The sequence below is a fragment of the Stackebrandtia nassauensis DSM 44728 genome, assembly GCF_000024545.1.
Classification (GTDB): Bacteria; Actinomycetota; Actinomycetes; order Mycobacteriales; family Micromonosporaceae; genus Stackebrandtia; species Stackebrandtia nassauensis.
In genome coordinates this window covers 3,220,927-3,246,549 of record NC_013947.1, presented here as the reverse complement: position 1 = coordinate 3,246,549, position 25,623 = coordinate 3,220,927, and the positions used below count along the sequence as shown (strand labels likewise).

At 68.3% G+C, this 25,623-nt stretch carries 21 protein-coding genes; 5 read left to right on the top strand and 16 right to left on the bottom strand.

Annotated elements, in window-relative coordinates; translation table 11 throughout:
- Positions 1-12: 12 nt before the first annotated feature.
- Positions 13-1,767 carry a DUF4429 domain-containing protein gene (locus SNAS_RS15160; RefSeq protein WP_144300499.1) on the bottom strand — a complete coding sequence of 585 codons (1,755 nt, stop codon included), beginning with the start codon at positions 1,765-1,767 and terminating at the stop codon, positions 13-15.
- A 93-nt stretch (positions 1,768-1,860) separates the two neighbouring features.
- Here SNAS_RS15160 and SNAS_RS15155 point away from each other — a divergent pair, with 93 nt between their 5' ends.
- Positions 1,861-2,367, top strand: coding sequence for a GNAT family N-acetyltransferase (locus SNAS_RS15155; RefSeq protein WP_041626186.1), 507 nt, complete (start codon positions 1,861-1,863; stop codon positions 2,365-2,367).
- Positions 2,368-2,376: 9 nt separating this feature from the next.
- Here SNAS_RS15155 and SNAS_RS15150 read toward each other — a convergent pair whose 3' ends face one another.
- Positions 2,377-4,152: a glycoside hydrolase family 20 zincin-like fold domain-containing protein gene (locus tag SNAS_RS15150; protein WP_013018315.1), complete on the bottom strand. Its 1,776-nt coding sequence runs from the start codon at positions 4,150-4,152 to the stop codon at positions 2,377-2,379.
- Between the two features lie 104 nt (positions 4,153-4,256).
- On the opposite strand from SNAS_RS15150, the gene SNAS_RS15145 reads away from it, so the two are divergent.
- A complete protein-coding gene (locus SNAS_RS15145) occupies positions 4,257-5,423 on the top strand; it encodes an amidohydrolase (protein ID WP_013018314.1) in 1,167 nt (388 codons plus the stop codon).
- A 70-nt stretch (positions 5,424-5,493) separates the two neighbouring features.
- On the opposite strand, the gene SNAS_RS15140 is transcribed toward SNAS_RS15145, so the two are convergent.
- The 11 genes from SNAS_RS15140 to argC form a co-directional block, all read right to left on the bottom strand.
- Positions 5,494-6,324 carry an NmrA family NAD(P)-binding protein gene (locus SNAS_RS15140; RefSeq protein ID WP_041624921.1) on the bottom strand — a complete coding sequence of 277 codons (831 nt, stop codon included), beginning with the start codon at positions 6,322-6,324 and terminating at the stop codon, positions 5,494-5,496.
- Between the two features lie 84 nt (positions 6,325-6,408).
- Positions 6,409-6,615, bottom strand: coding sequence for an alpha/beta hydrolase (locus SNAS_RS34085; RefSeq protein WP_013018312.1), 207 nt, complete (start codon positions 6,613-6,615; stop codon positions 6,409-6,411).
- Positions 6,543-6,836, bottom strand: a complete 294-nt coding sequence (locus SNAS_RS35740) for a hypothetical protein (RefSeq protein ID WP_169313826.1) — start codon at positions 6,834-6,836, stop codon at positions 6,543-6,545. The genes SNAS_RS34085 and SNAS_RS35740 overlap by 73 nt, the downstream gene beginning before the upstream one ends.
- Positions 6,837-7,346: 510 nt before the next feature.
- The gene (argH, locus tag SNAS_RS15130) at positions 7,347-8,759 is read right to left on the bottom strand and encodes an argininosuccinate lyase (RefSeq protein ID WP_013018311.1); all 1,413 of its coding nucleotides are present in this window, start codon (positions 8,757-8,759) and stop codon (positions 7,347-7,349) included.
- A complete protein-coding gene (locus SNAS_RS15125; RefSeq protein WP_013018310.1) occupies positions 8,756-9,964 on the bottom strand; it encodes an argininosuccinate synthase in 1,209 nt (402 codons plus the stop codon). The genes argH and SNAS_RS15125 overlap by 4 nt, the downstream gene beginning before the upstream one ends.
- Positions 9,961-10,521 carry an arginine repressor gene (locus SNAS_RS15120; RefSeq protein ID WP_013018309.1) on the bottom strand — a complete coding sequence of 187 codons (561 nt, stop codon included), beginning with the start codon at positions 10,519-10,521 and terminating at the stop codon, positions 9,961-9,963. Before SNAS_RS15120 ends, SNAS_RS15125 begins: the two co-directional genes overlap by 4 nt.
- Positions 10,518-11,477, bottom strand: coding sequence for an ornithine carbamoyltransferase (gene argF / locus SNAS_RS15115; protein WP_013018308.1), 960 nt, complete (start codon positions 11,475-11,477; stop codon positions 10,518-10,520). Before argF ends, SNAS_RS15120 begins: the two co-directional genes overlap by 4 nt.
- A complete protein-coding gene (locus tag SNAS_RS15110) occupies positions 11,474-12,679 on the bottom strand; it encodes an acetylornithine transaminase (RefSeq protein WP_013018307.1) in 1,206 nt (401 codons plus the stop codon). The genes argF and SNAS_RS15110 overlap by 4 nt, the downstream gene beginning before the upstream one ends.
- Positions 12,676-13,569 carry an acetylglutamate kinase gene (gene argB / locus SNAS_RS15105; protein WP_013018306.1) on the bottom strand — a complete coding sequence of 298 codons (894 nt, stop codon included), beginning with the start codon at positions 13,567-13,569 and terminating at the stop codon, positions 12,676-12,678. The genes SNAS_RS15110 and argB overlap by 4 nt, the downstream gene beginning before the upstream one ends.
- Entirely contained in the window at positions 13,566-14,714 is a 1,149-nt protein-coding gene (gene argJ, locus SNAS_RS15100) for a bifunctional glutamate N-acetyltransferase/amino-acid acetyltransferase ArgJ (protein ID WP_013018305.1), read from the bottom strand. Before argJ ends, argB begins: the two co-directional genes overlap by 4 nt.
- Positions 14,711-15,727 (bottom strand): N-acetyl-gamma-glutamyl-phosphate reductase, encoded by a 1,017-nt coding sequence (gene argC, locus SNAS_RS15095; protein ID WP_041624917.1) that lies wholly within the window; start codon positions 15,725-15,727, stop codon positions 14,711-14,713. Before argC ends, argJ begins: the two co-directional genes overlap by 4 nt.
- Before the next feature lie 149 nt (positions 15,728-15,876).
- On the opposite strand from argC, the gene SNAS_RS15090 reads away from it, so the two are divergent.
- The 3 genes from SNAS_RS15090 to SNAS_RS32815 all read left to right on the top strand — a co-directional run bounded on the left by SNAS_RS15090 (position 15,877) and on the right by SNAS_RS32815 (position 20,590).
- Positions 15,877-16,779, top strand: a complete 903-nt coding sequence (locus SNAS_RS15090; RefSeq protein WP_013018303.1) for a DUF6528 family protein — start codon at positions 15,877-15,879, stop codon at positions 16,777-16,779.
- Between the two features lie 238 nt (positions 16,780-17,017).
- Positions 17,018-17,488, top strand: coding sequence for a DUF2690 domain-containing protein (locus SNAS_RS32820; RefSeq protein ID WP_052305012.1), 471 nt, complete (start codon positions 17,018-17,020; stop codon positions 17,486-17,488).
- 66 nt (positions 17,489-17,554) lie between these two features.
- Entirely contained in the window at positions 17,555-20,590 is a 3,036-nt protein-coding gene (locus SNAS_RS32815) for an AfsR/SARP family transcriptional regulator (RefSeq protein WP_052305011.1), read from the top strand.
- A gap of 141 nt (positions 20,591-20,731) precedes the next feature.
- Here SNAS_RS32815 and SNAS_RS35140 read toward each other — a convergent pair whose 3' ends face one another.
- The 3 genes from SNAS_RS35140 to pheS all read right to left on the bottom strand — a co-directional run bounded on the left by SNAS_RS35140 (position 20,732) and on the right by pheS (position 25,497).
- Complete coding sequence (locus tag SNAS_RS35140; protein WP_013018300.1) at positions 20,732-21,607, bottom strand: hypothetical protein; 876 nt, start codon at positions 21,605-21,607, stop codon at positions 20,732-20,734.
- 323 nt (positions 21,608-21,930) lie between these two features.
- Positions 21,931-24,414, bottom strand: a complete 2,484-nt coding sequence (gene pheT / locus SNAS_RS15070; RefSeq protein WP_013018299.1) for a phenylalanine--tRNA ligase subunit beta — start codon at positions 24,412-24,414, stop codon at positions 21,931-21,933.
- Between the two features lie 3 nt (positions 24,415-24,417).
- Positions 24,418-25,497 carry a phenylalanine--tRNA ligase subunit alpha gene (gene pheS / locus SNAS_RS15065; protein WP_041626180.1) on the bottom strand — a complete coding sequence of 360 codons (1,080 nt, stop codon included), beginning with the start codon at positions 25,495-25,497 and terminating at the stop codon, positions 24,418-24,420.
- Between the last annotated feature and the right edge of the window lie 126 nt (positions 25,498-25,623).

Genomic DNA, 25,623 nt, shown 5'->3' with positions numbered 1-25,623 from the left:
GCGGTCACGTGGTCAACCTGGTTTCGGCAGGAACAACTCGACCTCCAGTTGCTCGCCGTTCTTGGGGTACACGTAGCCCTCGCAGAGCGCCTGCCCGCCATCGGCGCGGATCTCGCGAACGAAGCGTTCGTAATATCGTGCCTGGTTGCGGGTGGTCTCACCGACCCGCTCTCCGTCGAGGCTCACCTCGATGGCTTGCTCGCCGCGATATTTGCCGGAGGTGATCCCCACCAGGGACAGTTCCGCCATGACCCACGCGCGTGGCTCATCGGGTCCTGGCGCGAACCGGGACAGGACCGCTTGGTGGGAGTGCTCCTTGGTGACGGTGACCTGGCGGTCAGGGTGCAGCAGGAAGCCGGTCGTATGGGGATTCCGAAATGGTCGGATGACGTCCAGGCTGAGGTGCAGGTGTACCCCGTATGAGCGCCCTCGTCCGCCGCCCATGATCCTCGCCGGGCAGTAACCGAACTCCTTTCCCATGCGCGCCAAGTCATCGTGGCAGGTCGCCGCGAGATAGCGGGGCAGGTATCCGGCTTTGTGCGGCTTTCCGCGTTTGTCGAGCAGATCGATGCGCACTGCTTTCGAGTCGTAGCGGTTGTGCGGTTCGGGCACCAGCACGGCGATGGCCTCGATCGCGTCGCCCAGTGCCCCGGGCGCGACGGTTCTGCCTTCGGCGACGGTTCGCAGTGCGGGTTGGTAGTAGGACTCCCCCACCACCTCGACCCGTTCGCCTCCTGTCGGCAGACGGCGAAGGCGCAGCCCTGACGAGTGCGTCAATGCCACTTCACGGCTCAGAGAAAGCATCGGGATCACCGTCGTAGCACCATGGGGCGGCGATGGTGCGGGAGCGGGCTTGGGTTTGGGTTTGTTCGGTGCGGCCTTCGGCGAATGCTCTGCGGCCGAAAGCGGCTGTCGGGGTAGTGCCCGCGCTACCGCTGCGGCGAAGATGACGTATCGGCTGGCGGCGTCCGCGTTCAGGCACAGCGTATGCGGGTCTTGGGTTGGTGACAGGTCCGACCGGGGCGGTCCTTCGACCGGTACGAACCGGATCCAGCCGCTCATGCCGGGGTGGCGGACCTGTACGCCCCGAATCGCGGTGACCGGTACCGACCGACCACCGAGGTCCTTCTTCGCCCGGTCGGTGGTCCAGCCACTGAACTCCAGGTACAGGTGGTGACCGTCGAAGAAGGCTGTGCCGTCCGATCCTTTCAGCTCGATCGGTAGCGTTCCGGTTGTCACCGGGCGGTCGGAGGCGGCAGCCTGGACGATGACGTTGCGCAGGCGTGCCACGAACAACTCGGCATATGCCGCCTGTTCGGGGGCGATCACCAGACAATCGGGGTCCATGCTGTCCGACGGCTTGTCGTCCTTGAGAAACTCCCGCAGGTTGTCTCTTCCCTGTTTGAGCTTCAACGAGACTGATCCATTACGGACCCTTCCCGGCACTTTGTAGGTGACGTCATCGATGGCGTCCAGTGGAAACACTCGCTGGCCCACGGCCGCTTTGAACGGTTGCCGCCAGCCGCTGGCGGTGAACTCGAAGGTCAGTGTCGAGTCGTCCAGGATCGCCGTGCCGTCCGCGGCCGCCAATCGGAGCGGCCCGGAAGCCGTGGGCTCATATCCGGGAAGCGTCCCGTCGTCTTCAATCCAGAAGTTCCAGCCCTGCGGAGCCGCAGGCCACGAGGGATCGGGAAGCCACCCTGGCGCAGGCACGAATCCCACCGGAGGTGGGGGCCAGCCGGGCGGCGAATGGAATCGCCATGTCATGGCCGGACAGCGTAATGCGATCGTTCCATTACCGAGGTGGGTCGATGGGCCCGCCGCGTCGGGAACTTCGCCCTTGCCATCATGTCCGTTGTGATGACTCCTGAGATCCGGCGGCGCCGCGACGGTGACCTGCCGTCGTGTGTGGACGCGATGCGGCTCGTTCACGAAGCCGATGGGTATCCCGCTCGGTGGCCTGAGGACGCTACGGGGTTTTTGACGCCGTCGGATGTGTTGGACGCCTGGGTGGCGGTGGACGGCGAAGCTGTTGTCGGGCAGGTGTTGTTGCGCGATGGGAAGCATGAGCGGGACGAGTGCGCCGACGAGGAGGTGGATCTGCCGGATGGGTTGGCGAGTATCTCGCGGTTGTTCGTGACTCCGGCGGCTCGGGGCACGGGGACCGCGGCGCGGTTGGTGGGCACGTGTGTGGCCGAGGCGCGGCGGCGGGGGTTGGGCGTGATTCTGTCGGTGGTGGAAGGTGTTGGGGACGCCAGCGGGTTCTATGAGCGGTTGGGGTGGCGGTTCATCACGACTCGGCCAGCCGAGTGGCGGCTGCCCAATGGGGACATTCCGACGATGCGGTATTACCGGCAGCCCGGCTGACCGAGACGGTCAGGAGTCGTAGGTCTTGGCCAGCGCTGTCAGGGTTGTCATCCAGGTTTCCATGCCACCCGGTCGGGCGCGGGAGAGCCAGGCTCGACGGTGGAGTTCGGTGGTTTCGGCCAGGTCGGCGCGCATGGCGGCGGTGTCGGGGGCCGGGGCTCCGGCTTGGCGCAGTAGGCGCCAGGCTCCATGGCGGGCTTGGCGGGCGGCGGCGGTGAGTTCGTTTTGGACGATCTCGTGGTCGCCGAAGGCGCCGCTGCCGGAGTTGACGGTGGCGATGAGGGCGTCGATGTCGTCGACGACTCCCGCCAGGGCCTTCGGGTCCGGGTCGCCTACTCCGACGTGGTGGGCGTTGGGTTCCAGGGCCAGTTGGAGGGGGCTGGAGTTGAAGGCGATCTGGCCGGTGCGGTCGTTGAGGTGGCCCAGGGCTTCGAGTGCCGCGCCGATGTTGGTGCCGGGGAAGACGAAGTGGTCGAGGACGGCGGGGACGTTGAGGTCGTGGTTGGCGTCGCGGCACCAGGAGAGTGCGGCGCCGTAGGCCAGGGGCGGGAAGGTGACTGAGGGGGGTTGCGGGTGGCCGCCGTCGCCCCAGTCGGTGATGAGGACGCCTTCGACGCCGCCGGACAGGCCGACGTTGACGGTGTCGAGCATGTTGCCGTAAGCGGTGCGGAGTCGGCCCAGCAGGGAACGCCAGGTGCCGGTGCCGGGTGCGACCCACAGTGGGTAGCTGGATTCGAGGAAGGGTGCGGCCTCGCCCGCGAAGCCGCCCAGTTTCTTGCTGAGGTCGACCCCGGCGTCCAGGAAACGGTCGCCGACTTCCCACAGCAGTCGTTCCTGCTCTTCGGGGTCCCAGGGGGCCTCGTACCACCAGGCCACGGCGGTGGCGCCTTGTGGCAGTTCGGTGGCCAGTTCGGGGTGGTTGGCGATGATGTCGCCCCAGAACTGGACGTCGAGGCCGTCGGCGATCAGCGGGTTGACCAGGCGGTGGAGGTGTTCCAGGTAGACCCGGCCCTTGCCTTTGGCGTCGGCCGCCGCCTTCGATACGCCCCGGCCCAGTTCCCAGGTTTCGTCGCAGCCGATGTTGACGCGGCGGCTGGAGAAGTTGGGGACCAGTTCGCGGACCAGGTCCAGCGCGAAGTCGGCGTTGTCCTGTGTGGGGGCGAGGGTGGTGGCGGGGCGGTGGCGGCCCATCAGTTCGAAGCCCTCGGCCAGTTCGGCGCGGTCGCGGTAGGCGTCGTGTTTGAGCCAGTGTTCGAAGTGGCCGAAGCAGTTCTGGTTGGCGGCCAGTTCGATACCGGCTTCGGTGCAGCGTTCGTCGAGCCAGCGGATGTCGTCGGGGGTCATGGGGCTGGCGTCGCGCCACACGGTTTCGTGGGCCGTGTAGGCGAAGGTGTGCTCGGTGTAGAGCTGGAAGTGGTTGACGCGCAGCAGTTCCAGCAGGCCGACGATGCGTTCGAGGGTGTCGCGGGTGGGGACCCGGCCTCGGCTGACGTCGAGCATGTAGCCGCGGGTGGCGAAGTCGGGCCAGTCCTTGATGGACAGGGCGGGCAGCCGGTCGGGGAACTGGGCGCGCAGCTGGGCGAGGGTGGCGCGGCCGTAGCGCAGTCCGGCGTCGTCGCGGTAGCGCAGGTTGATCGTCGTGTCGCTGATGTGGAGTTCGAAGCCCTGCGGTTCGAGGTCGGTGGCCTGGTGCTCGACGGCTTCGGTGGTGGTGGGCGGACCGTCGCCGGTGACGTCGAGGTGGCGGGGGCGGGGCAGCAGGACGAGCTCGGTCGGCGCGATCATGGCCGTTGAGGCTACCGGTAACGACCGAGCTCGGCAAGACCCATGACCGTCGGCGCCCGTGGTTGTATGAGGGTTCCATTCTTTGAATCTTGAGGCGGTATTCCATGAGTGAGTCTTCGTTCGCGTTGCGCGGCGGGATCGTGATTCCCATTGACGGCGACCGGATCGACGACGGGGTCGTCGTGGTGCGGGGCGGCCGGATCGAGGCCGTCGGTGACGCGAACACCCCGGTTCCCGGGGACGTGCGGGTCGTCGACGTGGCCGGGAAGTGGATCGTGCCGGGGCTCATCGACGCCCACGTGCACCTGGGTGTCCACGAGGAGGGTGAGGGCTGGGCGGGCCAGGACACCAACGAGATGACAGACCCGGTGTGTTCGCAAGTGCGGGTCGTGGACGCCATCAACCCGGCCGAGCAGGGTTTCAGCGACGCGATCGCGGCGGGCGTGCTGGCCGTCAACGTCAATCCGGGTTCGGGCAACCCGATCGGCGGGCAGACCGCGGCCATCAAGTGCGTCGGACGCACCGTTGAGGAGATGGCGCTGCGGGCGCCCAGTGGCATCAAGTCGGCGCTCGGTGAGAACCCCAAGCGGGTGTACGGCGAGCAGAAGAAGACGCCCAGCACCCGGCTGGGCACCGCCGCCACGATCCGCGGCGCCATGGTGGACGCGCAGAACTACCGGGCGAAGCTGGCCGCCGACTCCGACGCGCCGGTGGACCGGGATCTGAAATCGGAGGCGCTGGCGCTGGTGCTGGAGCGGGAGATCCCGTGGCGGCAGCACTGCCACCGTGCCGACGACATCGCCACCGCCATGCGCATCGCCGAGGAGTTCGGGTACAAGCTGGTGCTCGACCACGGCACCGAGGCGCACCTGCTGGCCGACATCATCGCGGCCAAGGACATTCCCGTGATCATCGGTCCGCTGATGGTCTCGCGGGTGAAGGTGGAGGTGCGCAACCGGTCGGTGGCCAACCCGGGCAAGCTGGACGCCGCCGGGGTCACCATCGCGATCACCACCGACCACCCGGTGGTGCCGATCGCGCATCTGATCACCCAGGTGACGTTGGCGGTGCGCGACGGTCTCGACCGCGACGCCGCGCTGCGGGCGGTGACGATCAACCCGGCCCGCATCATGGGCGTCGACGATCGGATCGGTTCGCTGACGCCCGGCAAGGACGCCGACCTGTGCTTGTGGTCGGGAGATCCGCTGGACGTCTACAGCCGGGTCGAGACCGCCTTTGTGGACGGCGTCGAGGTGTACCGGCACGAGTGAGTGCCGCGCTCAGCGGGGCGGGCCGGACGATCGACTCGTCCGCCCCGCCCCGTTCGGGTTCGGTCGCGGCTCAGGCGTCCCACACGCCGGTGGCGGCGGTCTTGACGGCGTATTCGGCGAAGCCGCGCGGATCGCGGCCCAGCGCCTGCTTCACGCCGTCGGACAGGTGCGACGTCTTGCCCTCGGCGATCGCGGCCATGAGCAGCGCGTACCCCTCGGCCTGGCCGGGCTGGGCGCCGAACGCGGCCGGGTCGGCGACGTAATCTTCAGCGCTGACCGGGCGGTAGCGCAGGTCGCGGCCGGTGGCCTTGGCGATGTGGGCGACGGCCTCGCCGAAGCTGATCGCCTCCGGCCCGGACAGGTCGTAGGTGCGGCCGTGGTGGCCGTCGGTGGTCAGCGCGGCGGCGGCGACCTCGGCGATGTCCTCGGCGTCGATGAAGGGTTGCGGACCGTCCCCGGCGGGCAGGCGCAACTCCCCCGCCCGCAATGGTTCCCGGAACGCCGCGACCTCGGAGAAGTTCTGGTTGAACCAGACCGGACGCAGGATCGTCCACTCGGTACCGGCGTCCTTGATGGCCGCCTCCTTCTCCTCCAGGGTGGGGTTGACGCTCTCGGCCTCGCGGGCCGACAGGAACACCAGACGGCGCAGGCCCCGGTGGGCGGCCAGCGCGCTGAAGCGGCGCAGCAGCGGGACGCGATCGGCGTCCTGGGAGTCGACGAGATAGGCGCCCTGCGCGCCGTCGAGGGCACCCGGCCAGGTGGCCTCGTCGTGCCAGTCGAAGTGGACCGGGCCGGACCGGGACGCCGCCTTGACGGTGACGTCGCGCTCGCGTAGCCGTTCGGCGACATGGCGCCCGATCTTGCCGGTGCTGCCGATGACCAGAATCGTATTGTCAGCCATGGTTTCAGCTAAGTACCACGGACCGACAAATATGCCAAGCGACACGCTCCCAGTGACGTGGGTCATGGGCTCCAGGCCTGGTGGTCACGGCACAGTGGTCGCTCCGGGACACACGGTGCCGTCGGGCACCGGGGTCTTGTCGATGAGGAACGCGTCCAGGGCCTTGGACACGCAGTCGCGGCCGGAGCGGTACGCGATGTGGCCGAAGCCGTCGTAGGTCAACAGTGGAGCGTCGTTGCGGTCGGCGACGTCCTTCGACGACCGGTGCGGTGTGGCGTAGTCATGCCGCATCGCGGCTGTCGCCAGCGGTACCCCGAGTGCGGCGCGGCCGTCTTGCTGGCCTTCCAGGTCGCGGTCGTCAGATAGTCCTTCGTGGTCAGTGCGTGGTCCTGGTTGCTGTCCAGGACCATCGCTCGCACCCTCGGGCCGACCAGGCGGGCGTAGGTCTGTCCCTTGACGGTGCCGTAGTCGGCGGTCAGTTTTCGCTGCGAGTCGTATTTGGCCTGGGTCATGGGAAGCAGGGCACGCTCGTCAAGTTTGGTGTTCAACGAGTCGTCACAGTTGGCACGGCCCTCGCGTTCGTTGATGCCGACGAGGGTGAGGCTCTCTTTCGCAGCTTCTTGCTGAAGTTCTTGTACGGCGCTTGGCCGTCGCGGTTGAGAAGGTCCGACGCGCTGGTGCCGTCCGGACCACCCCAGTCCACGAACAGGACGCCCCGTTTCTCGGCGGCGGTTCCGGTGGCTTCGCGTTTGATGACGCGCAGCGAGATCGTGTCGGTGGGTTTGGTTCACCGGGACCGTGAGCATGGCGCACCACGCGGTCCTGTCGGACTTGCAGTGGGTCCGCTTCGACAGTCTCGGTGTCGCAGTGTCCGCCCCCGCCGGGGTGATCGACAGCGCCGTCAGCGCCATCACACCGGCCAACACCACGACAACGGCCCGAAACGGCACGCTCGTACACACAGTGGACTCCCCCCGTCGGCGGGCTCACGCTAACACCCGCCGACGGGGGTTCGGGAGGTTTCAGTCAGGCACTACCTGCGCCGCCGCCCAGCCGCGCCAGGTCGGCAGCGCCTCACGTACCGCCGCCAGCTGGTCGGCCACCGGACCGGGTCCGGTGGAACCGGGCGTGGTGCGGGCCGCCAGGGCGCCCTCGACGGTCAGGACGTCCCGCACTGAGGCGTTGAGGTGCGGGCTGATCGTGGCCAGGTCGGCGTCCGAGACCTCGTGCAGTTCGATGCCGTTCTTGGCGCAGTGCGCGACCAGGGCGCCGGTGATCTCGTGGGCGTCCTTGAACGGGACTCCCTCGCGGACCAGCCAGTCGGCGACCTCGGTGGCCAGCGAGTACCCGATCGGGGCCGCCGCCGCCATCCGGTCACCGTGGACGGTCATCGTCGCGATCATCCCGGCCAGTGCCGGAAGCACCAGCTTGAGGGTGTCAAGCGCGTCGAAGACGGGTTCCTTGTCCTCCTGGAGATCCCGGTTGTAGGTGAGCGGCTGTCCCTTGAGGGTCGCCAGCAGTCCGGTCAGGTCGCCGATGAGCCGCCCGGCCTTGCCGCGCGTCAGTTCGGCGATGTCCGGGTTCTTCTTCTGCGGCATGATGGACGAACCAGTGGAGTAAGCGTCGTCCAATGTGATCCAGGAGAACTCCTGGCAGCTCCACAGGATGACCTCTTCGGACAGTCGCGACAGGTGCACCCCGATCAGCGCGGTCACGAACAGCAGCTCGGCCACGAAGTCCCTATCGGCCACCCCGTCCATGGAGTTGGCGGCGCAGGACTCGAAACCGAGTTCGGCGGCCACCGCCACCGGGTCCAGCGGCAGCGAGGAACCGGCCAGCGCCCCCGAGCCCAACGGCGAGACCGCGGCCCGGGAGTCCCAGTCGCGCAGGCGTTCCAGGTCCCGCAGCAGCGCCTGCACGTGGGCCAGCAGCTGGTGTCCGAAGGTGACCGGCTGGGCGTGCTGCAGGTGGGTCATGCCCGGGACCGGCGTCGACGCGTGTTCCACGGCCTGGGCGGTCAGCGCGTCGATGAGGTCGAGCAGGTCGGCGGCCAGCTGCCGGGTGTGGTCGCGGCAGTACATCCGCAGTTCGCAGGCGGTCTGGTCGTTGCGGGACCTACCGGCCCGCAGCTTGCCGCCCAACGGCCCGAGGCGTTCCACCAGGCCGCGTTCCAGGGCGGCGTGGACGTCCTCCTCCTCGGGCCGGGCGGTGAACTCGCCGCTGGCGACCTCGTGCGACAGCGCGTCCAGGGCGTCGAGCAGCCGCCCGACCTCCTCGTCGTCCAGCAGCCCCGCCCGGTGCAGTACCCGGGCGTGGGCCTTGGACGCGGCCAGGTCGTAGGAGGCCAGCCGCATGTCGAAATGGGTGCTGACGCTCAGCGCCGCCAACGCCTCGGCCGGACCGCCGGTGAAGCGTCCGCCCCACAGCTTGCTCATGCGTCTCCCTTGAGCCGTTCGTCCCGGGCGGAGGCCAGTTTGGACGGCAGGCTCCACAGGTCGACGAAGCCCTTGGCGAGCGACTGGTCGAAGGCGTCGCCCTCGTCGTAGGTGGCCAGGCCGAAGTCGTAGAGGCTGGCCTCGGAGCGCCGTCCGGTGACGGTGGCGCGGCCGCCGTGCAGGGTCAGCCGGATGTCGCCGGTGACGTGCTTCTGGGTGTCGCCGATGAACGCGTCCAGCGAGTTCTTCAGCGGCGAGAACCACAGGCCGTCGTAGACGAGTTCGCCCCAGCGCTGGTCGACGCCCTTCTTGAACCGGGCCTGGTCGCGTTCGACGGTGACGTTCTCCAGTTCCTGGTGCGCGGTGATCAGCGCGATCGCGGCCGGGGCCTCGTAGACTTCGCGGCTCTTGATGCCCACCAGCCGGTCCTCGACCATGTCGAGCCGTCCCACGCCCTGGGCTCCGGCCCGGGAGTTGAGTTCGGTGATGACCTGCAACGGCGTCTTGGTCTCGCCGTCCAGCGCCACCGGCACGCCCGCGTCGAAGGTGATGATCACCTCGTCGGGGTCCCGGGCCACCGACGGGTCGGCGGTGTAGGCGTAGATGTCCTCGATGGGGGCGTTCCAGATGTCCTCCAGGAACCCGGTCTCGATGGCCCGGCCCCACAGGTTCTGGTCGATCGAGTACGGCGACTTGTTGGACACGTCGATGGGCAGGTTCTTGGACTCAGCGTATTCGATGGCCTTGTCGCGGGTCCAGGCGAAGTCCCGGGCCGGGGCGATGACCTTCAGGTGCGGCGCCAGCGCCGCCAGGCCCGCCTCGAACCGGACCTGGTCGTTGCCCTTGCCGGTGCAGCCGTGCGACACGATGGTGGCGCCGTGCTTGATGGCGGCGTCGACGAGGTGCTTGACGATCAGCGGCCGCGACAGTCCCGACAGCAGCGGGTAGCGGTCCATGTAGAGGGCGTTGGCCTGGATGGCCGGGAAGCAGTAGTCCGCGGCGAACTCCTCGCGGGCGTCGACGACCTCGGCTTCGACGGCGCCGCAGTCGAGGGCGCGCTGCCGGATCACGTTCAGGTCTTCGCCGTCCTGGCCGACGTCGATGGCCACGGCGATGACCTCGCCGCCGGTCTGCTCGGCCAGGTACGGGATGGCCACCGAGGTGTCGAGTCCCCCCGAGAAGGCCAGCACTACGCGTTCAGTCATGAGTTTTCCTTTTCCGTGTCGAACCGTGGCGTGGTGGCCCGGTTGGCTTTGGCGTTGTTGGTCTCCGAGTCTTTTCCCGCCCAGGACAGCAGTTGCTCGGCCAGTTCGGCGCCCGACAGGCCGTCGCGGGCGACGACCAGGATCGTGTCGTCCCCGGCGATGGTGCCGACGATGTCGGCCAGGCCGGAGCGGTCGATGACGCTGGCGAGGAACTGCGCGGCCCCGGGCGGGGTTCGCAGGACCGCGAGGTTGCCGGAGTGGTCGGCGCCGGTGAGCAGTTCCCGCAGTCGTCGCAGCAGTCGCTCGGGCGGCCGGGTGGCGCTCCGCAGTGGACCGTCCCCTTCGGGGAAGATCGCATAGGTGGCGGGGGCGGCGTCGGTGCCGCGCACCTTGACCGCGCCCAGTTCCTCCAGGTCGCGCGACAGCGTGGCCTGGGTGACGGAGATGCCCTCGTCGGCGAGCATCCCGGCCAGCGCCGTCTGCGACTGCACCGGGTTGGCGTCGATGATCGCGGCGATGCGGGCGTGCCGGGCGGCTTTGGTGACGGGTGCGTTCACGAGGTCACCTCCCACGACTGGGTGAACTCCGGTACGTCGAAGGAGCCGGTGACCAGCCGGGTCAGCAGCGCCTTCTGCGCGTGCAGCCGGTTCTCGGCCTGCTGGAAGACCCGCGATTGTGGACCGTCCATGACCTCGTCGGTGATCTCCTCGCCACGGTGGGCGGGCAGGCAGTGCAGGACGATGGCGTGGTCGGCGGCGAGGTCGAGCAGTTCCGCGTTGACCTGGTAGGGCGCCAGGGTGTCGAGCCGTTCGTCGCGGTCGGCGTGTCCCATGGAGACCCAGGTGTCGGTGGCGACGACGTCGGCTCCGGCCACGGCCGCTGCCACGTCGGTGGTGGCGGTGACGCTGCCGCCGTGGCGGGCGGCCAGGGCGGTGGCCTGGTCGAGGATGCCGGGGTCGGGCTGGTAGCCGGGCGGTCCGGCGACCCGGACGTGCGCGCCTGCCAACGCTCCGGCCAGCAGGTTGGAGTGGGCCATGTTGTTGGCGGCGTCGCCGACGTAGGCGATGGTGCGTCCGGCGATCGACCCGAACTCCTCGGAGACGGTCTGCAGGTCGGCCAGCAGCTGGCAGGGGTGAAAGCCGTCGGTGAGGGCGTTGACGACGGGGACGGTGGCCGCGGCGGCCAGCGCCTGGATCCGGTCGTCGCCGTAGGTGCGGATCACGATGGCGTCCACATAACCGGACAGAACCCGGGCGGTGTCCTCTATGGTCTCACCGCGGGACAGGTGGCTGGACTGGGCGTCCACGATGACGGGGTTGCCGCCCAGTTGGGTGATGCCGACCTGGAAGGACATCCGGGTGCGCGTGGATTCCTTCTCGAACACCACGGCCACGGATTTCGGACCGGACAGCGGCCGGGCGGCCAGCGGCTCGGCCTTGAAGGCCCTGGCCAGGTCGATGAGGGCGCACTGACTGGCGAAGTCGAGGTCGTCGTCCCTGAGGAAGTGCTTCACGGTCGTCCTCCCGGCGGGTAGGCCGCGTCGAGCGCGCGGGGAAGCACGCTCAGGAACGCGTCGATCTGGGCGTCGGTGACGACCAGCGGCGGCGCGAGCCGGATGACGTTGGGGCGCACCGGGTTGGCGAGGACGCCGGACGAGCGCAGCGTCGAGTCGACGTCGGCGGCAACCTCGGCGGTCAGCTCGACGCCCAGCCACAGGCCCTTGCCCCGGACCTCGGCGACCAGCGGGTGGTTCAGTGCCCGGATGCCCTCGGCGAGCCGCTTTCCCTTGTCGGCGGCGGCTTCGGTGAGTTTGTCGGACTCGATGGTGTCCAGTACCGCCAGCGCCGCGGCGGTGGCGACCGGGTTGCCGCCGAAGGTGGAACCGTGGTCGCCCTTGGCGAAGACGTCGCCGTAGGCGCCGATGCCGATACAGGCGCCGATGGGCAGTCCCCCGCCGAGTCCCTTGGCGAGGGTGACGACGTCGGGGACGATGCCGGTCTGCTGGTAGGCGAACCAGGTTCCGGTGCGACCGATGCCGGACTGGATCTCGTCGGCGATGAACAGCGCCCCGGTGGTGTCGCAGATGTCGCGCACAGCGGCGAAGTAGCCCTCGGGCGGCGGCACGACGCCGGTCTCGCCCTGGGTGGGTTCCAGGATCACCGCGGCGCAGGATTCGTCCACGGCGTCGTTGAGGGCGGCGGCGTCACCGTAGGGCACGAACCGCACGTCGATACCGAAGGGCGCGAAGGGTTCCCGGATCGCGGCCTTGCCGGTCAGGGCCAGCGCCCCCATGCTGCGGCCGTGGAAGCCGTCGGTGCTGGCGACGAAGTAGGTGCGGCCCTTGGCTTTGCCGTTGGCGATGGCGAGTTTGAGGGCGCATTCGTTGGCTTCGGTGCCGCTGTTGGAGAAGAACACCTTGCCGGGTTCGCCCACGAGCGACAGCAGTTTCTCGGCGAGCGCGACCTCGGGTTCGTGCAGGAACAGGTTGGAGGTGTGGGCGATCCGGGCGACCTGTTCGGAAACGGCGGTGACCAGTGCCGGGTGGGCGTGTCCCAATGCCGACACGGCGATGCCGCCGATGAAGTCGAGGTACTCGTTGCCGTCGACGTCGTAGACGGTGGTGCCGTCGCCGTGCGACAGCGCGACGCCGGGCGTCCCGTAGTTGGGCATCAGGGCGTCGGTGAACCGCTCCCTGAGGTCCTGTGTGGCCGTCATTGGGGCACCACCATGGTTCCGACTCCTTCGGATGTGAAGACTTCCAGCAGCAGGGAGTGGGGCACCCTGCCGTCGATGACGTGTGCCTGCGGTACCCCGCCCTCGACGGCGCGCAGGCAGGCCTCCATTTTGGGCGCCATACCGGCCGACAGGCTGGGCAGCAGGTGTTTCAGCTCGGGGGCGCTGATCTGGCGGATCAGGCTGGTGGTGTCGGGCCAGTCGCCGTACAGGCCGTCCACATCGGTCAGGACGACCAGCTTCTGGGCCTGGAGCGCCTGCGCCAGCGCCGCGGCGGCGGTGTCGGCGTTGACGTTGTGGACGACGCCGTCGACGTCGGGGGCGACGGTGGAGATGACCGGGATGCGGCCCGCCGCGATCAGGTCGGTGACGGCGTCGGTGTTGACCCGCGCGACGTCGCCGACCTGGCCGATGTCGACGGCTTCACCGTCCACCATGGCCTTGCGGCGTTTGGCGGTGAACAGCCGGGCGTCCTCGCCGGACATGCCGACGGCGAACGGCCCGTGTTCGTTGATGAGACCGACCAGTTCCCGGCCGACCTGCCCGACCAGGACCATCCGCACCACGTCCATGGCCTCGGAGGTGGTGACCCGCAGCCCGCCCCGGAACTCCGAGGCGATGCCGAGTTTGTCCAGCATGGACGATATCTGCGGTCCGCCGCCGTGCACGACGACGGGCTTGAGCCCGGCGTAGCGCAGGAACACCATGTCCTTGGCGAAGGCCTCCCGCAGTCCGGGGTCCACCATGGCGTGGCCGCCGTACTTGACCACGACGGTCTTGCCGTGGAACCGTTCCAGCCACGGCAGGGCCTCCACGAGGGTCTGCGCCTTGCCGAGGGCGTCGCGGACGTTGTCGGTGAGCTGCTCGGTCATGACGAGTACGCCGAGTTCTCGTGGACGTAGGCGTGCGACAGGTCGTTGGTCCAGATGGTGGCCGAGTCGCGGCCGCTGCGCAGGTCGATAGTGATGTCGACCTCGCGTCCCGACAGGTCCACTCCGGACCGGTCTTCGGCAGCGGCGCCGTCGCGACAGATCCACACGCCGTTGACGGCCACGTCCACCGCGTCGGGTTCGAAGGCGGCGGCCGTGGTGCCCACGGCGGCCAGGATCCGGCCCCAGTTCGGGTCGCAGCCGAACAGCGCGGTCTTGACCAGGTTGTCGCGGGCCACGGCCCGGCCCACCTCGACCGCGTCGTCGGTGTCGGCGGCGCCGGTCACGGTGATGGTGACGTCCTTGGTGGAGCCTTCGGCGTCGGACATCAGTTGCCGGGCGATGGATCCGCACGCGTGGGTGAGTTCGCTGGTGAAGCCCTTGACGTCGGGGATGACGCCCGAGGCGCCCGAGGCCAGCAGCAGCACGGTGTCGTTGGTGGACATCGATCCGTCGGAGTCGAGCCGGTCGAAGGTGAGGCGGCAGGCCTCGGTCAGCGCGGCCGCGGCGATGTCGGGCTCGATCAGCGCGTCGGTGGTGAAGACGCACAGCATGGTGGCCAGTCCGGGGGCCAGCATTCCCGCGCCCTTGCCGATGCCGCCGATGCAGTAGCCGTCGCCGCGCACCACGGTGTCCTTGGGCTTCGTGTCGGTGGTCATGATCGCCTCGGCGGCGTCGGCCCCGCCGGTGGCGGACAGCTCGGCGGCGACCTTGTCCACACCGGACAGGATCGCGTCCATGGGCAGCCGTTCACCGATCAGCCCGGTGGAGCACACCGCGACGTCGGCCGAGCCGATGTCGAGCACCTCGGCGACCTTCTCTGCGGTGTGGTGGGTGTCGGCGAACCCGGCCGGTCCGGTGCAGGCGTTGGCGCCGCCGGAGTTCAGCACGACGGCCCGCAGTTTCCCGTCCTTGATGACCTGCTGGGTCCACAGGACCGGGGCGGCCTTGATGCGGTTCTTGGTGACGACCCCGGCGGCGGTGTACTGGGGACCGTTGTTGACGACCAGCGCCAGATCGCGTTTGCCCGCCTTGATCCCGGCGGCGATTCCGGCGGCGGTGAAGCCCTGGGGAACGGTGACGGTCATGGCGCGACTCCATCCACATTGAGTCCGGCGGTTTCGTCGAGGCCCAGCATCAGGTTGGCGCACTGGACGACCTGTCCGGCCGCGCCCTTGCCGAGGTTGTCGATGGCGGCGGTGACGATGATGCGATCGGCGTCGGAGTCCATCGTGGCCTGCAGGTGACACGAGTTGGATCCCAGCGTGTCGGCGGTGCGCGGCCAGCTGCCGTTCGGCAGCACGTGGACGAACGGTTCGTCGGCGTAGGCGGCGGCCAGCACCTCGTGGACCTCGGCGGTGGTCAGCCCGGCGTCGGCGGGTTTGACCGTCACGGTCGACAGGATGCCCCGCGGCATCGGCGCCAGCACCGGCGTGAACGACAGCGACCGGGCCCGCGTGGCCTGTTTGATCTCGGGAACGTGCTGGTGCGCGCCGACCTTGTAGGGACTGAGCGAACCGGCGACCTCGCTGGCCATCAGGTGCGGCTTGGCTGCGCTGCCCGCGCCCGAGGTGCCCGAGGCGGCAACGACGACGACGTCGTCCGGCTGTCCGATACCCGAGGCCAGGATCGGCGCGAGCGCCAGCGTGGTGGCAACGGCGTAGCAGCCGGTGGCGGCGACCCGCTTGGACGCGGCGATGGCCTCCCGGCCGCCGGGCAGTTCCGGCAGTCCGTAGGTCCAGGCGCCGGCGTGCGGGCCGTCGTAGTAGGCCTCCCAGGCGGCGGCGTCGACGAGCCGGTGATCGGCACCCAGGTCGACGATCTTCGCGTCGGCCGGCAGTTTCGCCGCCAGTTCCGCCGACTGGCCGTGCGGCAGGGTGATGACGACGAGGTCGGCCTCGGCCAGCGCGTCCACGGTGGTCTCGGCGAAGGTGCGCCCGGCCAGGGATCGCAGGTGCGGGTGGGTGTCGGTGACCGGCTGACCGGCCTTGCTGTGGGCCGTCACCGCCGCTATCTCGATATTCGGGTGCCCGGCGAGCAGCCGCAGCACCTCACCTCCCGCGTAGCCGCTGGCACCGGCCACCGCGATCCGGTTTCCCATGGAGTCCACCTCTTCGGGTTTGTGTATTTCTATGCAGAGCATCGTATCACCATGCATATGGGTGGTCTATGGGTTATCGACGTGCGAGACAGTGACGCGTGCCTCCGCCGCTGACATACTCCTAAGTGCCCGTCTCCCGGAGGTAATCCATGAAACGTCGTACCCTGCTGCGCGGAGCCGCCGTCGGCGCCGCCACCGTCCCCCTCCTCGCCACCACCGCGTCAGCCTCGGAGAACTACCAGGTCGCCATGACCGAGCAGCGCACCAACCGCATCCTCGTCTTCAACAAGGACGACGCCTGGAACGAGAGCACCATCAAGTGGAAATGGGGCTCGACGTCGCGAGGCTGGTCCAACCTGTCGGACGTGAGGTTTCGCGACACCAAGCACTTCGGCCGAGTCGTGCTGGCCGCCGCCAGCGGCGGATACGCCGGGATCATCACCTCGGCGGGCAAGGTCCTGTGGACCGGCGAACCCGGCGGCAACCCGCACGCCATCGAACGCATACCCAACATCGCCGCCATCGTCACCGCCAGCTCGGGCGGTTACCTCAACGTCTACGGCCCCACCAAGATCACCGACCCCTCCACCCTGGCCAAGGTCCAGACGGTCAACCTGCCCGGCGCCCACGGCGTCCTGTGGGACCCGAGCCTCAACGTCCTGTGGGCCATCGGCGACTACGTCGTGCGCGCCTACCAGGTCACCGGCTCCTACCGCGAGACCCGGCTGAAGGACACCGGCAAATCCGTCGCGCTGCCCGGCGGCGGCCACGACCTGCAACCCGACTACACCAACCCCGGCAAGCTCGTCGTCACCGACACCAAGGCCGCCTACGAAGTGGACACCGCCGCGCTGACCGCCAAGGTCCTGCGCGCCGAGACCCGCATCAAGGCCTTCGTGCGCCACCGTTCCGGCGAGTACCTGTGGGTGCGCGCCGAGAACGTCGAACCCCGCCCCTGGAGCAGCCCCACCGTCCACTTCGACTCCGGCGACAAGACCCTCGCCGACGCGCAGTTCTACAAGGCGCGCATCGTCGAGGCCGCCTTCGAATAGACCCACCCCGATGGCTCGATGTGTCCGCGACACATCGAGCCATCACCATAAGTAGTCGGCGTGGCACTCTGCGACGTTTCGTCACATATCCGACAATTCTCCCCACCCCGGCTGCCGCGACCCGCCCCCACGTCGCCCGACTTCCGGAAAGATCGACACCGATCGGCCCAACCACGAGCCGCATCACCTGGGGAGGGACGCCATGAATACGCCGTCGACCAATCCACATACACACCGCATGAGCCGCGCCGTCCGCTTCGGCATCGCCGCCGCCGTCACGATCCTGTTCGTCACACTGGCCCTCACCAAACCCGCCCAGGCCGCCGACCTGCGCGACTGGGACGGCGTCAATCCACAAGGCACAACGTGCAACAACGACGCCGCCACCGTCGCGTCCGCCGACATCGAGTACAAGGGCAACCGGCTCGGCACCGTGGAACTGCGCTACAGCCACTTCTGCCACACCGCCTGGGCCCGGCTCCACAACGACATGGAGCACGTACCCGGCGACGCCCACGTCGGCTTCGCCGACGTCGTCCGCGACTCCGACGGCCTCACCTACAGCTGCGCCAGCCCGCCGGGCGAGAACACCAGCTGCTGGACCAAAATGGTCGACGACGCGGGCGGCACGGTCCACGCCTACGGCAACATCGACCCGTTCCCGACCTTCGGCCACGGCAACGCCGACGCGATCACCGAGTCCTATTAGCGCACGACTACCCAAACGCGGCAACCAAGTCGACATCCGTTCACCTGAACCTCTAACGTGGGCGGCGTGAAGTTTCGGATCTTGGGACCACTGGAGGTGTCCCGCGACGGCGAGCCGGTGACCATATCGGGCAGACACCATCCGAAACTGCTCGCCCTGCTGCTCCTCGAGACCGGCCGCGTCGTCACCGTCTCCCGACTCGTCGACGCCCTCTGGGAAAACGACCCGCCCGCCACGGCCCGCCGCCAGATCCAGAACACCATGGCCAGCCTGCGCCGCCAACTGGCGGGCGACGACTCCCCCACCCTGGAAGCCACCGGCGAAGGCTACCGACTCCTGGTACCCGCCAAAACCGTTGACGCCCAATGCTTCACCGACCTGGTCCGCCAAGCCCGCACCGCCCGCGACACCAACGACCTCCCCACGGCGTCCCGCCTGTTCGCCGAAGCCCTCGCCCTGTGGCGAGGCGAAGCCCTCGCGGGCCTGTCCGGCCGCGTCGTCGAAGCGGCAGTGGTGCGCCTCAACGAATCCCGCCTGTCCGCGATCGAAGACCGCTGCGACATCGACATCGCGCTGGGCCGCCACGGCCAGGTCGTCGGCGAACTGCGCGAACTCCTGGAACACCACCCCTACCGCCAACGCGTCGCCGGTCTGCTCATGACCGCCCTGCACCACAGCGGACGAACCCCCGAAGCCCTCGAGGTCTTCACCGAAGTCCGGGCCCGCCTGTCCGACGAACTCGGCCTCGACCCCGACCCCGACCTGAACCGCCTCCACGGCGAGATCCTGCGCGGCGACCTCGACACCCCCACCACCGAACCCACCCCACCCTCGGCACCCCGCCCGGCCCAACTCCCCGCCGACACCGCCACCTTCACCGGCCGCGAAGAACAACTCGCAGCCCTCGACAACCTCCTGGCCGACGGCCGCACCGCCACGGTCGTGTCCGCCATCGCGGGCATGGGCGGCGCGGGCAAAACCGCCCTCGCCGTCCACTGGGCCCACCACGTCCGCGACCGATTCCCCGACGGCCAGCTCTACATCAACCTGCGCGGCTACGACGAAGCCGCCCCGGTCTCCCCCGCAGACGCCCTCACCCGCTTCCTCAACGCCCTGGGCCAACCCGGCGCCGCGATCCCCACCGACCCCGACGAAGCCGGAGCCATGTACCGCTCCCTGCTCGCCGACCAACGCATGCTCATCCTCCTCGACAACGCCCGCGACGCCGCCCAGGTCCGCCCCCTCCTCCCCGGCGGCGGCGGAAACTTCGCCCTCATCACCAGCCGCGACCGCCTCACCAGCCTGGTAGCCCTCGACGACGTCGCCCCGCTGCGCATCGACACGCTGAGCCACGAGGAGTCGGTGGATCTGCTGTCCAACCTCGTCGACCCCGTCCGTCTCCACTCCGAACCCGAAGCCACCCATCAGCTGGCGCGACTGTGCGGCCACCTCCCCCTGGCGTTGCGCATCGCCGGAGCCAACCTTGCCGACCGGCCCGAAACCAACGTCACCCAGTTCGTGGCCGAACTCGAAGGGCCGCAACGACTCCAGAAGCTGACCGCCCCCGACGACCCCGCCGTCGCCATCACCCGGACCCTCCACCTGTCCGTCAGCGCCCTCACCCCGGCCGCGCGGCAGTTGTTCACCCTGCTGGGAATCCTGCCGGGCGAGGACTTCTCACACGACCTGGCCGCCCACCTGGCCGGAACCGTCACCGACGACGCTCCGCGAGCGATCAACGAACTGGAAGCTGCCCACCTCGTCGAGAGCCACCACGACAACCGGCTGCGCTTCCACGACCTGGTTCGCGAATACGCCAACGCCCGAGCATCGCAGTGGGACGACGCCGACCGCGGCGAGGCCGTCACCCGCGTCATCGGCTGGTACGACCACAACAAAGCCACCCTGCCCACCGACGAACGCGACAACGTCCTGCGAATGCTCTCCGCCTGGAACCACCGCCCCGACTCCTGGCGCCTGGCGGCGGTTCTCGGCAGGTTCGTCCACTACGGACCCGACCTGCCCCGGCAACTCGAACTACTGAGACACGAACTGAGCAAAGCCGAACACAACCAGGACCACCCCGGCCGCTGCCAGATGAACTCAACCCTGGCCATCGTCCACCGGGAAATGGGCCACCGGACCACCGCCATCGAGTATGCGCGGGAAGCCGTCCAGATCATGCGCGATCACGACGTGGACGACCCGGTGGGCAAGTACGTGGGCAACCTCGGTCTCTACCTGGGCGACATGGGCCGCGTCGCCGAGGCCGTCCCCCTCGTCCTCGAGTCGTACAACGCCGCGGTGGCCACCGGCGACGACCTCTTCGCGACCATCCGCGCCTCCACCCTTGGAACCCTCTACGCCGAGTTGGGCGATTACGGAGAAGGCGAGAAGTGGACAACGATGGCGCTGAAGCTGACTGAGCAACCATCCCTGCGATTCTTCCGCCAAGGCATCAGCTACTGCCTGTGCGAACAATACGTCAGCTCCCGTCGCTTCAGTGACGCCGAACCACTGATCACCGACATCCTGAACCAACCGGATTCCAGCGGCGCCAAGTACCATGCCCTCACCCTGATCCTCCGCGCCGAGATCAACCGGGCGCGCGGCCGCTACGACGCCGCGCATGAGGACCTGGCCGAGGCGCTGCGCCACGCGTCCCAGACCGACCGCTCCGGCTTGCGCGACATGGCTGAATGCGGGATGGCCGAACTCGAAATCCAAACCGGCCATCCCCGCCAGGCCATTGACCGGCTCATGTCCTCCCACCCGGCCAACACCGATCAGATGGGAGCATTGCAGCGAGCTCAGGCTGACCGTCTACTTTGCCTCGCGCACGCGCGCCTTGGCGACGGTGATACGGCGATCAACTATGGCGACGCGGCGCTGGCGGCGTTCCGTTCGATGCCACGCCCCCTGTTGGAGGCCAGAACCTTGGTGGCCCTCGCCGAAGCGCACGACACGGGAGGCGACAAACTTTCTGCCCAACGCGACCGTGAGTCGGCGCTCGAAATCTTCACTCGCCTCGGAATTCCGGTCGAAGAAAGTCGCGAGGTGCCGCTTGGCCATGGCCAGCGTCCACCCCATTGGGATACGTAGTCACGCTGAAACGTAAAGCGGACGACCGGAATACCCGGCCGCCCATTGGCTTACATATCGACAAATAATTATTCATCCATAAATGCCCCCTTTATCAGGGAGCACTCTAACAAAGATGTGCCGCCAGCACGGTCAATTCGATTAAAGATGGGGGACTCTTGTTGGCCCGGCTTCGCGGTCAGTACCTTCAACCGCTTTGGCCTCTTCCACCAAAACGGGAATTGTCTTGGCCTGCGCACCCTTCCAAGTCCAACGTAGCCGGTACTGCGTGTAGAGCGATGGCCTGTCCACTACCCACCTGCACCGACCATGGTCGAGTTCGATCTCCTCCGTGTTGAAAGGATAGATGGAGTCGATGCCCGCGATTTCCTCCGCCAGAACACTTCCACCGACTTCATCGGCAGGCAGCTTGACATCGAAGACAAGTTTATGCGTCGGTTCTCTGGTGGAGAGTGCCACAAAGGGCGACGAGTCGCGCCAGTTCGTCAACGGCCACGTGATCTCTATTTCGTGAACATCGCCTCGGTGCAGGACGCGGCCAAAGAAGATACGATAATATTCCCATACTCCAACGCGAGCCACTTCAGTGATCTCCTGAGCACCCTCACCCGGCTCCGGTTTGGGCACACCGCCTCCAGACCAGAAATATCTGTCAATATATTCATCCATTTGGTCACGCAGGGCCTTGAGCTTTATTCGTTTGGAATACAATAGCTCGCCATGCTCATTGATAACATAGCTGCAGCTCTTCTCAAGAATCTCCGTTTGGAAAGCTATCGCCGGATAACGACACCTATATATGCTCTGACGCTGCGCGATCACCAGGAATGCCAAGGCGGCTCCAAATACGACTGTAGCGACAATCGGCCACCCTAGAGTGCTCACGCTCGCACTCCCCGCTCCGGCAAACCATGTGGACACCGCACCACATGCGAGAAATGCCGCAGTGACGATCTTCTTCGCGATTTCAGCCGCCAGGGCCACCGCTACGATTTGTTTGAGGTCGATTTGACTCATCTACGCCCCACCTAGAACGCGCTTGTGGTCCCGTGCAACCCCGGTGCCGAAGCGGCTTGGGGTGCGTCTGCATCTATAAGTGTCCATCCGTTGAATGGTTGTAGACAGGGTTGTGTCGCCAATACGACGAACAACCCTCTGCGCGTGTAGATTGCATTGTCAGTTTGTTTTAGAAAGTGGGTTTGCTGAGTTTTTCGATGTTTTCCAAGACAGTCCTATCCCGACCTGGAATCGGCGAAATCAGGTGTGGAATTAGACGAGTGGTGGGCACTCGGCGCCCACCACTCGCTATCCGATCGCGTCGATCATGACCAGGCGAGAAATCACGCCCCGCGCAGTACCGCGCCGTGGCGGTCGGCGGCGAGGGCGACTGCTCGGTCGCGGGCCTCGACCGTCTCGTCCGCGGTGAGGGTGCGGTCCGGGGCGCGGAAGGTGAGTTTGTAGGCCAGCGATTTGCGGTTCTCGCCGAGTTGTTCGCCGGAGAAGACGTCGAACAGGCGGATGTCCTCCAGGAGGTCACCCGCGCCTTCGGAGAGGGCGCTGGCCACTTGGGCTGCCGGGGTGGTGGCGTCGACGACCACCGCGACGTCGATCAGGGCCACCGGGTAGTGGGAGATCGATGGGCCTGGTGGGACCTCGGGGAAGCCGATGGCGTCGAGGTTGATCTCGACCGCGCAGGTGCGGCGGGGTACCTCCAGGGCGTCGCAGACGCTCGGGTGGAGTTCGCCCGCGTGGCCCACGACGGTGTCGTTGTGGAGCAGTTCGGCGCAGCGGCCCGGGTGCCAGGGGGCGTGTTGGGCTTGGCGGACTTCGAGTTCGACGCCGGAGGCCGAGGCGATGGTGCGGGCCGCCGCTATGGCGTCGCTCCAGTCTCCCAAGCGGCCTGGGCCCCACCAGCCGTCGCTCTCGATGTGGCCGCAGCGGACCGTGGCGAGGTGTTGGGGTTGGTGTGGGCGGAGCGCGTCGGCCACCGCCAGTTCGGCGGCGGTCGGTCGGCGGTCGACCGGGAGTTGTGGGAGCGGTTGGTCTTCCCAGCCCGGGCGGGGGTTGAAGACCAGGCCGGTCTCGAAGAGGCCGACATCGCGGATGCCGCGGTCCACGTTCACCTTGAGGGCCTTGAGGAGGCCCGGGATGAGGGTGGTGCGCAGTGCCGGTTCCGCGTCGACGATCGGGTTGGCCAGGGTGAGGACCTGGCGGCGCGGGTCGTCGGCGGGGAGGCCGAGGGCGTCGAAGACCGTCGGGTCGCCGAACGGGTAGGTGAGGGTTTCGACGTACCCGGCTGACGCGAGGGCGCGGCCGATGTGGCGGCGTCGGCGTTGGGTCGGGGTGAGGCCGCGGCCGGGTGGGGCCGCGGGCAGGACCGAGGGGACCTTGTCGTAGCCGTCGAGGCGGATGACCTCTTCGACGACGTCGGCCTGGTCGGTCATGTCGGGCCGCCAGCTGGGTGGCGTCACCGTGAGGGTGTCGGCTTCGGCGGTCCAGGTGCAGCCGCAGGCGTCCAGCGCCGCGCCGACCCGGGTGGTGTCGTAGCTGACGCCCGCGATGCGGGACGGTAGGTCGGCGGCGAGGCGGATCGTCGCGGTGGGGCGGCGGTTGTCGATGTCGCCGACCGACGCGTCGACGGTGCCGCCGCCGTATTCGACGAGCAGGTCGATGGCGCGCTGGACCGCGACGCGGCACAGTGCGGGGTCGACGCCGCGTTCGAAGCGTTTTCCGGCCTCACTGGACAGCCGGTGGCGGCGGCCGGTGCGGGCCATGGTGGTCGGGTCCCAGTGGGCCGCCTCCATGAGGACGTCCGTTGTGGAGTCCGAGATCTCGCTGGTTTCGCCGCCCATGATTCCGGCCAGGGACAGTGGACCGGTGTCGTCGCAGATGACGAGGTCCTCGGCGTCCAGGGACCGTTCGACGTCGTCGAGTGTGGTCAGTTTCTCGCCGGCGGCGGCGCGGCGCACCACCAGGGTTCCCTTGAGGGTGGCCAGGTCCCAGGCGTGCATGGGCTGGCCGAGTTCCAGCATCAGGTAGTTGGTGACGTCCACGGCCAGACTGATGGGACGCATCCCCGCGTGGATGAGGCGGCGGCGCAGCCATTCCGGACTGGCCGCGGCGGGGTCGAGGCCGCGGACGGCGCGGGTGGCGAAGCGGTCGCAGCCCAGCGGGTCGTCGACGCGCAGCGGGTGCGGGCCGTCGGCGGTGGCCGCCGGTTCGGTGGTCAGACCGGCCGGGTCGGTGAAGCCGACGCCGAGCCGGTGGGCGACCTCGCGGGCGATGCCGCGCATGGAGAAGCAGTGGCTCATGTCGGGGGTGAGTTCGAGTTCGAAGATCACCTCGTCCAGGCCGATCACCGGGCGCGCGTCGGCGCCGTTGGGGGCCTCGGCGCTGTCGGGCAGCACCATGATGCCTGAGTGGTCCTCGCCCAGGCCCAGTTCGCGGGCCGAGGCGATCATGCCGTCGGACACGTGGCCGTAGGTCTTGCGGGCGCTGATCGCGAAGCCGCCCGGCAGTACCGCGCCGGGCAGCGCGACGACGACCCGGTCGCCCTCGGCGAAGTTGCTGGCACCGCAGATGATGCCGCGCGGTTCGGGTTCACCGACGTCGACCTGGCAGTAGCGGATGGGTTTCTTGAAGTCGGTGAGCACCTCGAAGGACGCGACGGTGCCGACCACGAGCGGGCCGGTCACGTTGTCGCGCAGGTCTTCCACGGTGTCGACTTCCAGGCCGCACTGGACGAACGCGGCGTCGAGGTCGGCGATCGGCAGGTCTTGCGGCAGCGCGACGTACTCGCGCAGCCAGGACAGTGGGACTCGCATCGGCTACTCCTCCGTTCCCAGCGCCAGCGGGAAGCGCACATCTCCGTCGAACATGTCTCTCATATCGGTGACCCCGTGCCGCAGCATGACGGCGCGGTCGATGCCCATCCCGAAGGCGAAGCCACTGTAGATGGTCGGGTCGATGCCGCAGGCGCGCAGCACCCGCGGGTTGACCATGCCGCAACCGCCCCACTCGATCCAGCGGGGACCGTCGCGGTGGGCGGCGAACCAGACGTCGACCTCGGCGCTGGGTTCGGTGAACGGGAAGTAGGACGGCCGCAGCCGGGTGCGGGCCTGGACGCCGAACATGGCCTTGGCCCAGTGGTCGAGGGTGCCCTTGAGGTGGGCCATGGTGATGCCCTTGTCGATGACGATGCCCTCGGTCTGGTGGAAGACGGGGCTGTGGGTCGCGTCGACCTCGTCGGTGCGGTAGACCCGGCCCGGGGAGACGGCGTAGATCGGCGGCTCCTGGGTGAGCATGGTGTGGATCTGCACCGAGGAGGTGTGCGGACGCAGGGTGAGGCCGGAGGCGGCGCCGCGACCGGCGGCGTCCAGATAGAACGTGTCCATCATGGAGCGCGCGGGGTGGTCGGGGCCGATGTTCAGCGCGTCGAAGCTGAACCACTCCGGTTCGATCTCGGGGCCCTCGCTGATCTGGTAGCCCATCGCGGTGAAGAAGTCGGCGATGCGTTCGGCCGTCAGGGTCAGCGGGTGCCGGGCGCCGCGGGGGCGCCGGTCGACCGGGACGGTGACGTCGACGGTCTCCTCGCGCAGGACGCGCTGGGCGGCCTCGGCGGCCAGGACCTCGGCGCGGGCTTCGTAGGCGACCGTCACGGCCTGGCGGGCGGTGTTGACGCGTTTGCCCGCGTCGGCCTTGGCAGCCGGGGGCAGCGAGCCGATCTCGCGGCGCGCCAGCGAGATCGGGGCCTTGTCACCCAGGTGCAGGTGCTTGATGGACGCGAGGGTGTCGGCGTCTCCGGCCTCGGCGAAGGCCTTCTCGGCCGTGGCTATCGCGTCGTCGAGCGCCTGCGGCGACAGGTACGCGGCTTCCTTGGGGTCGTAGGGATCGCTTCGATAGGTCATCGCCATACGCTTTCGGTCGGCGGGGCACGAAACCGCCCCGCGTAAGGTTCTAAGAGGACACACACGGCTGTGCCGTCAGCCCGCCGGTCTCGGCTGCGATGAGGGAAAGAGAACTACCGCCGCAGC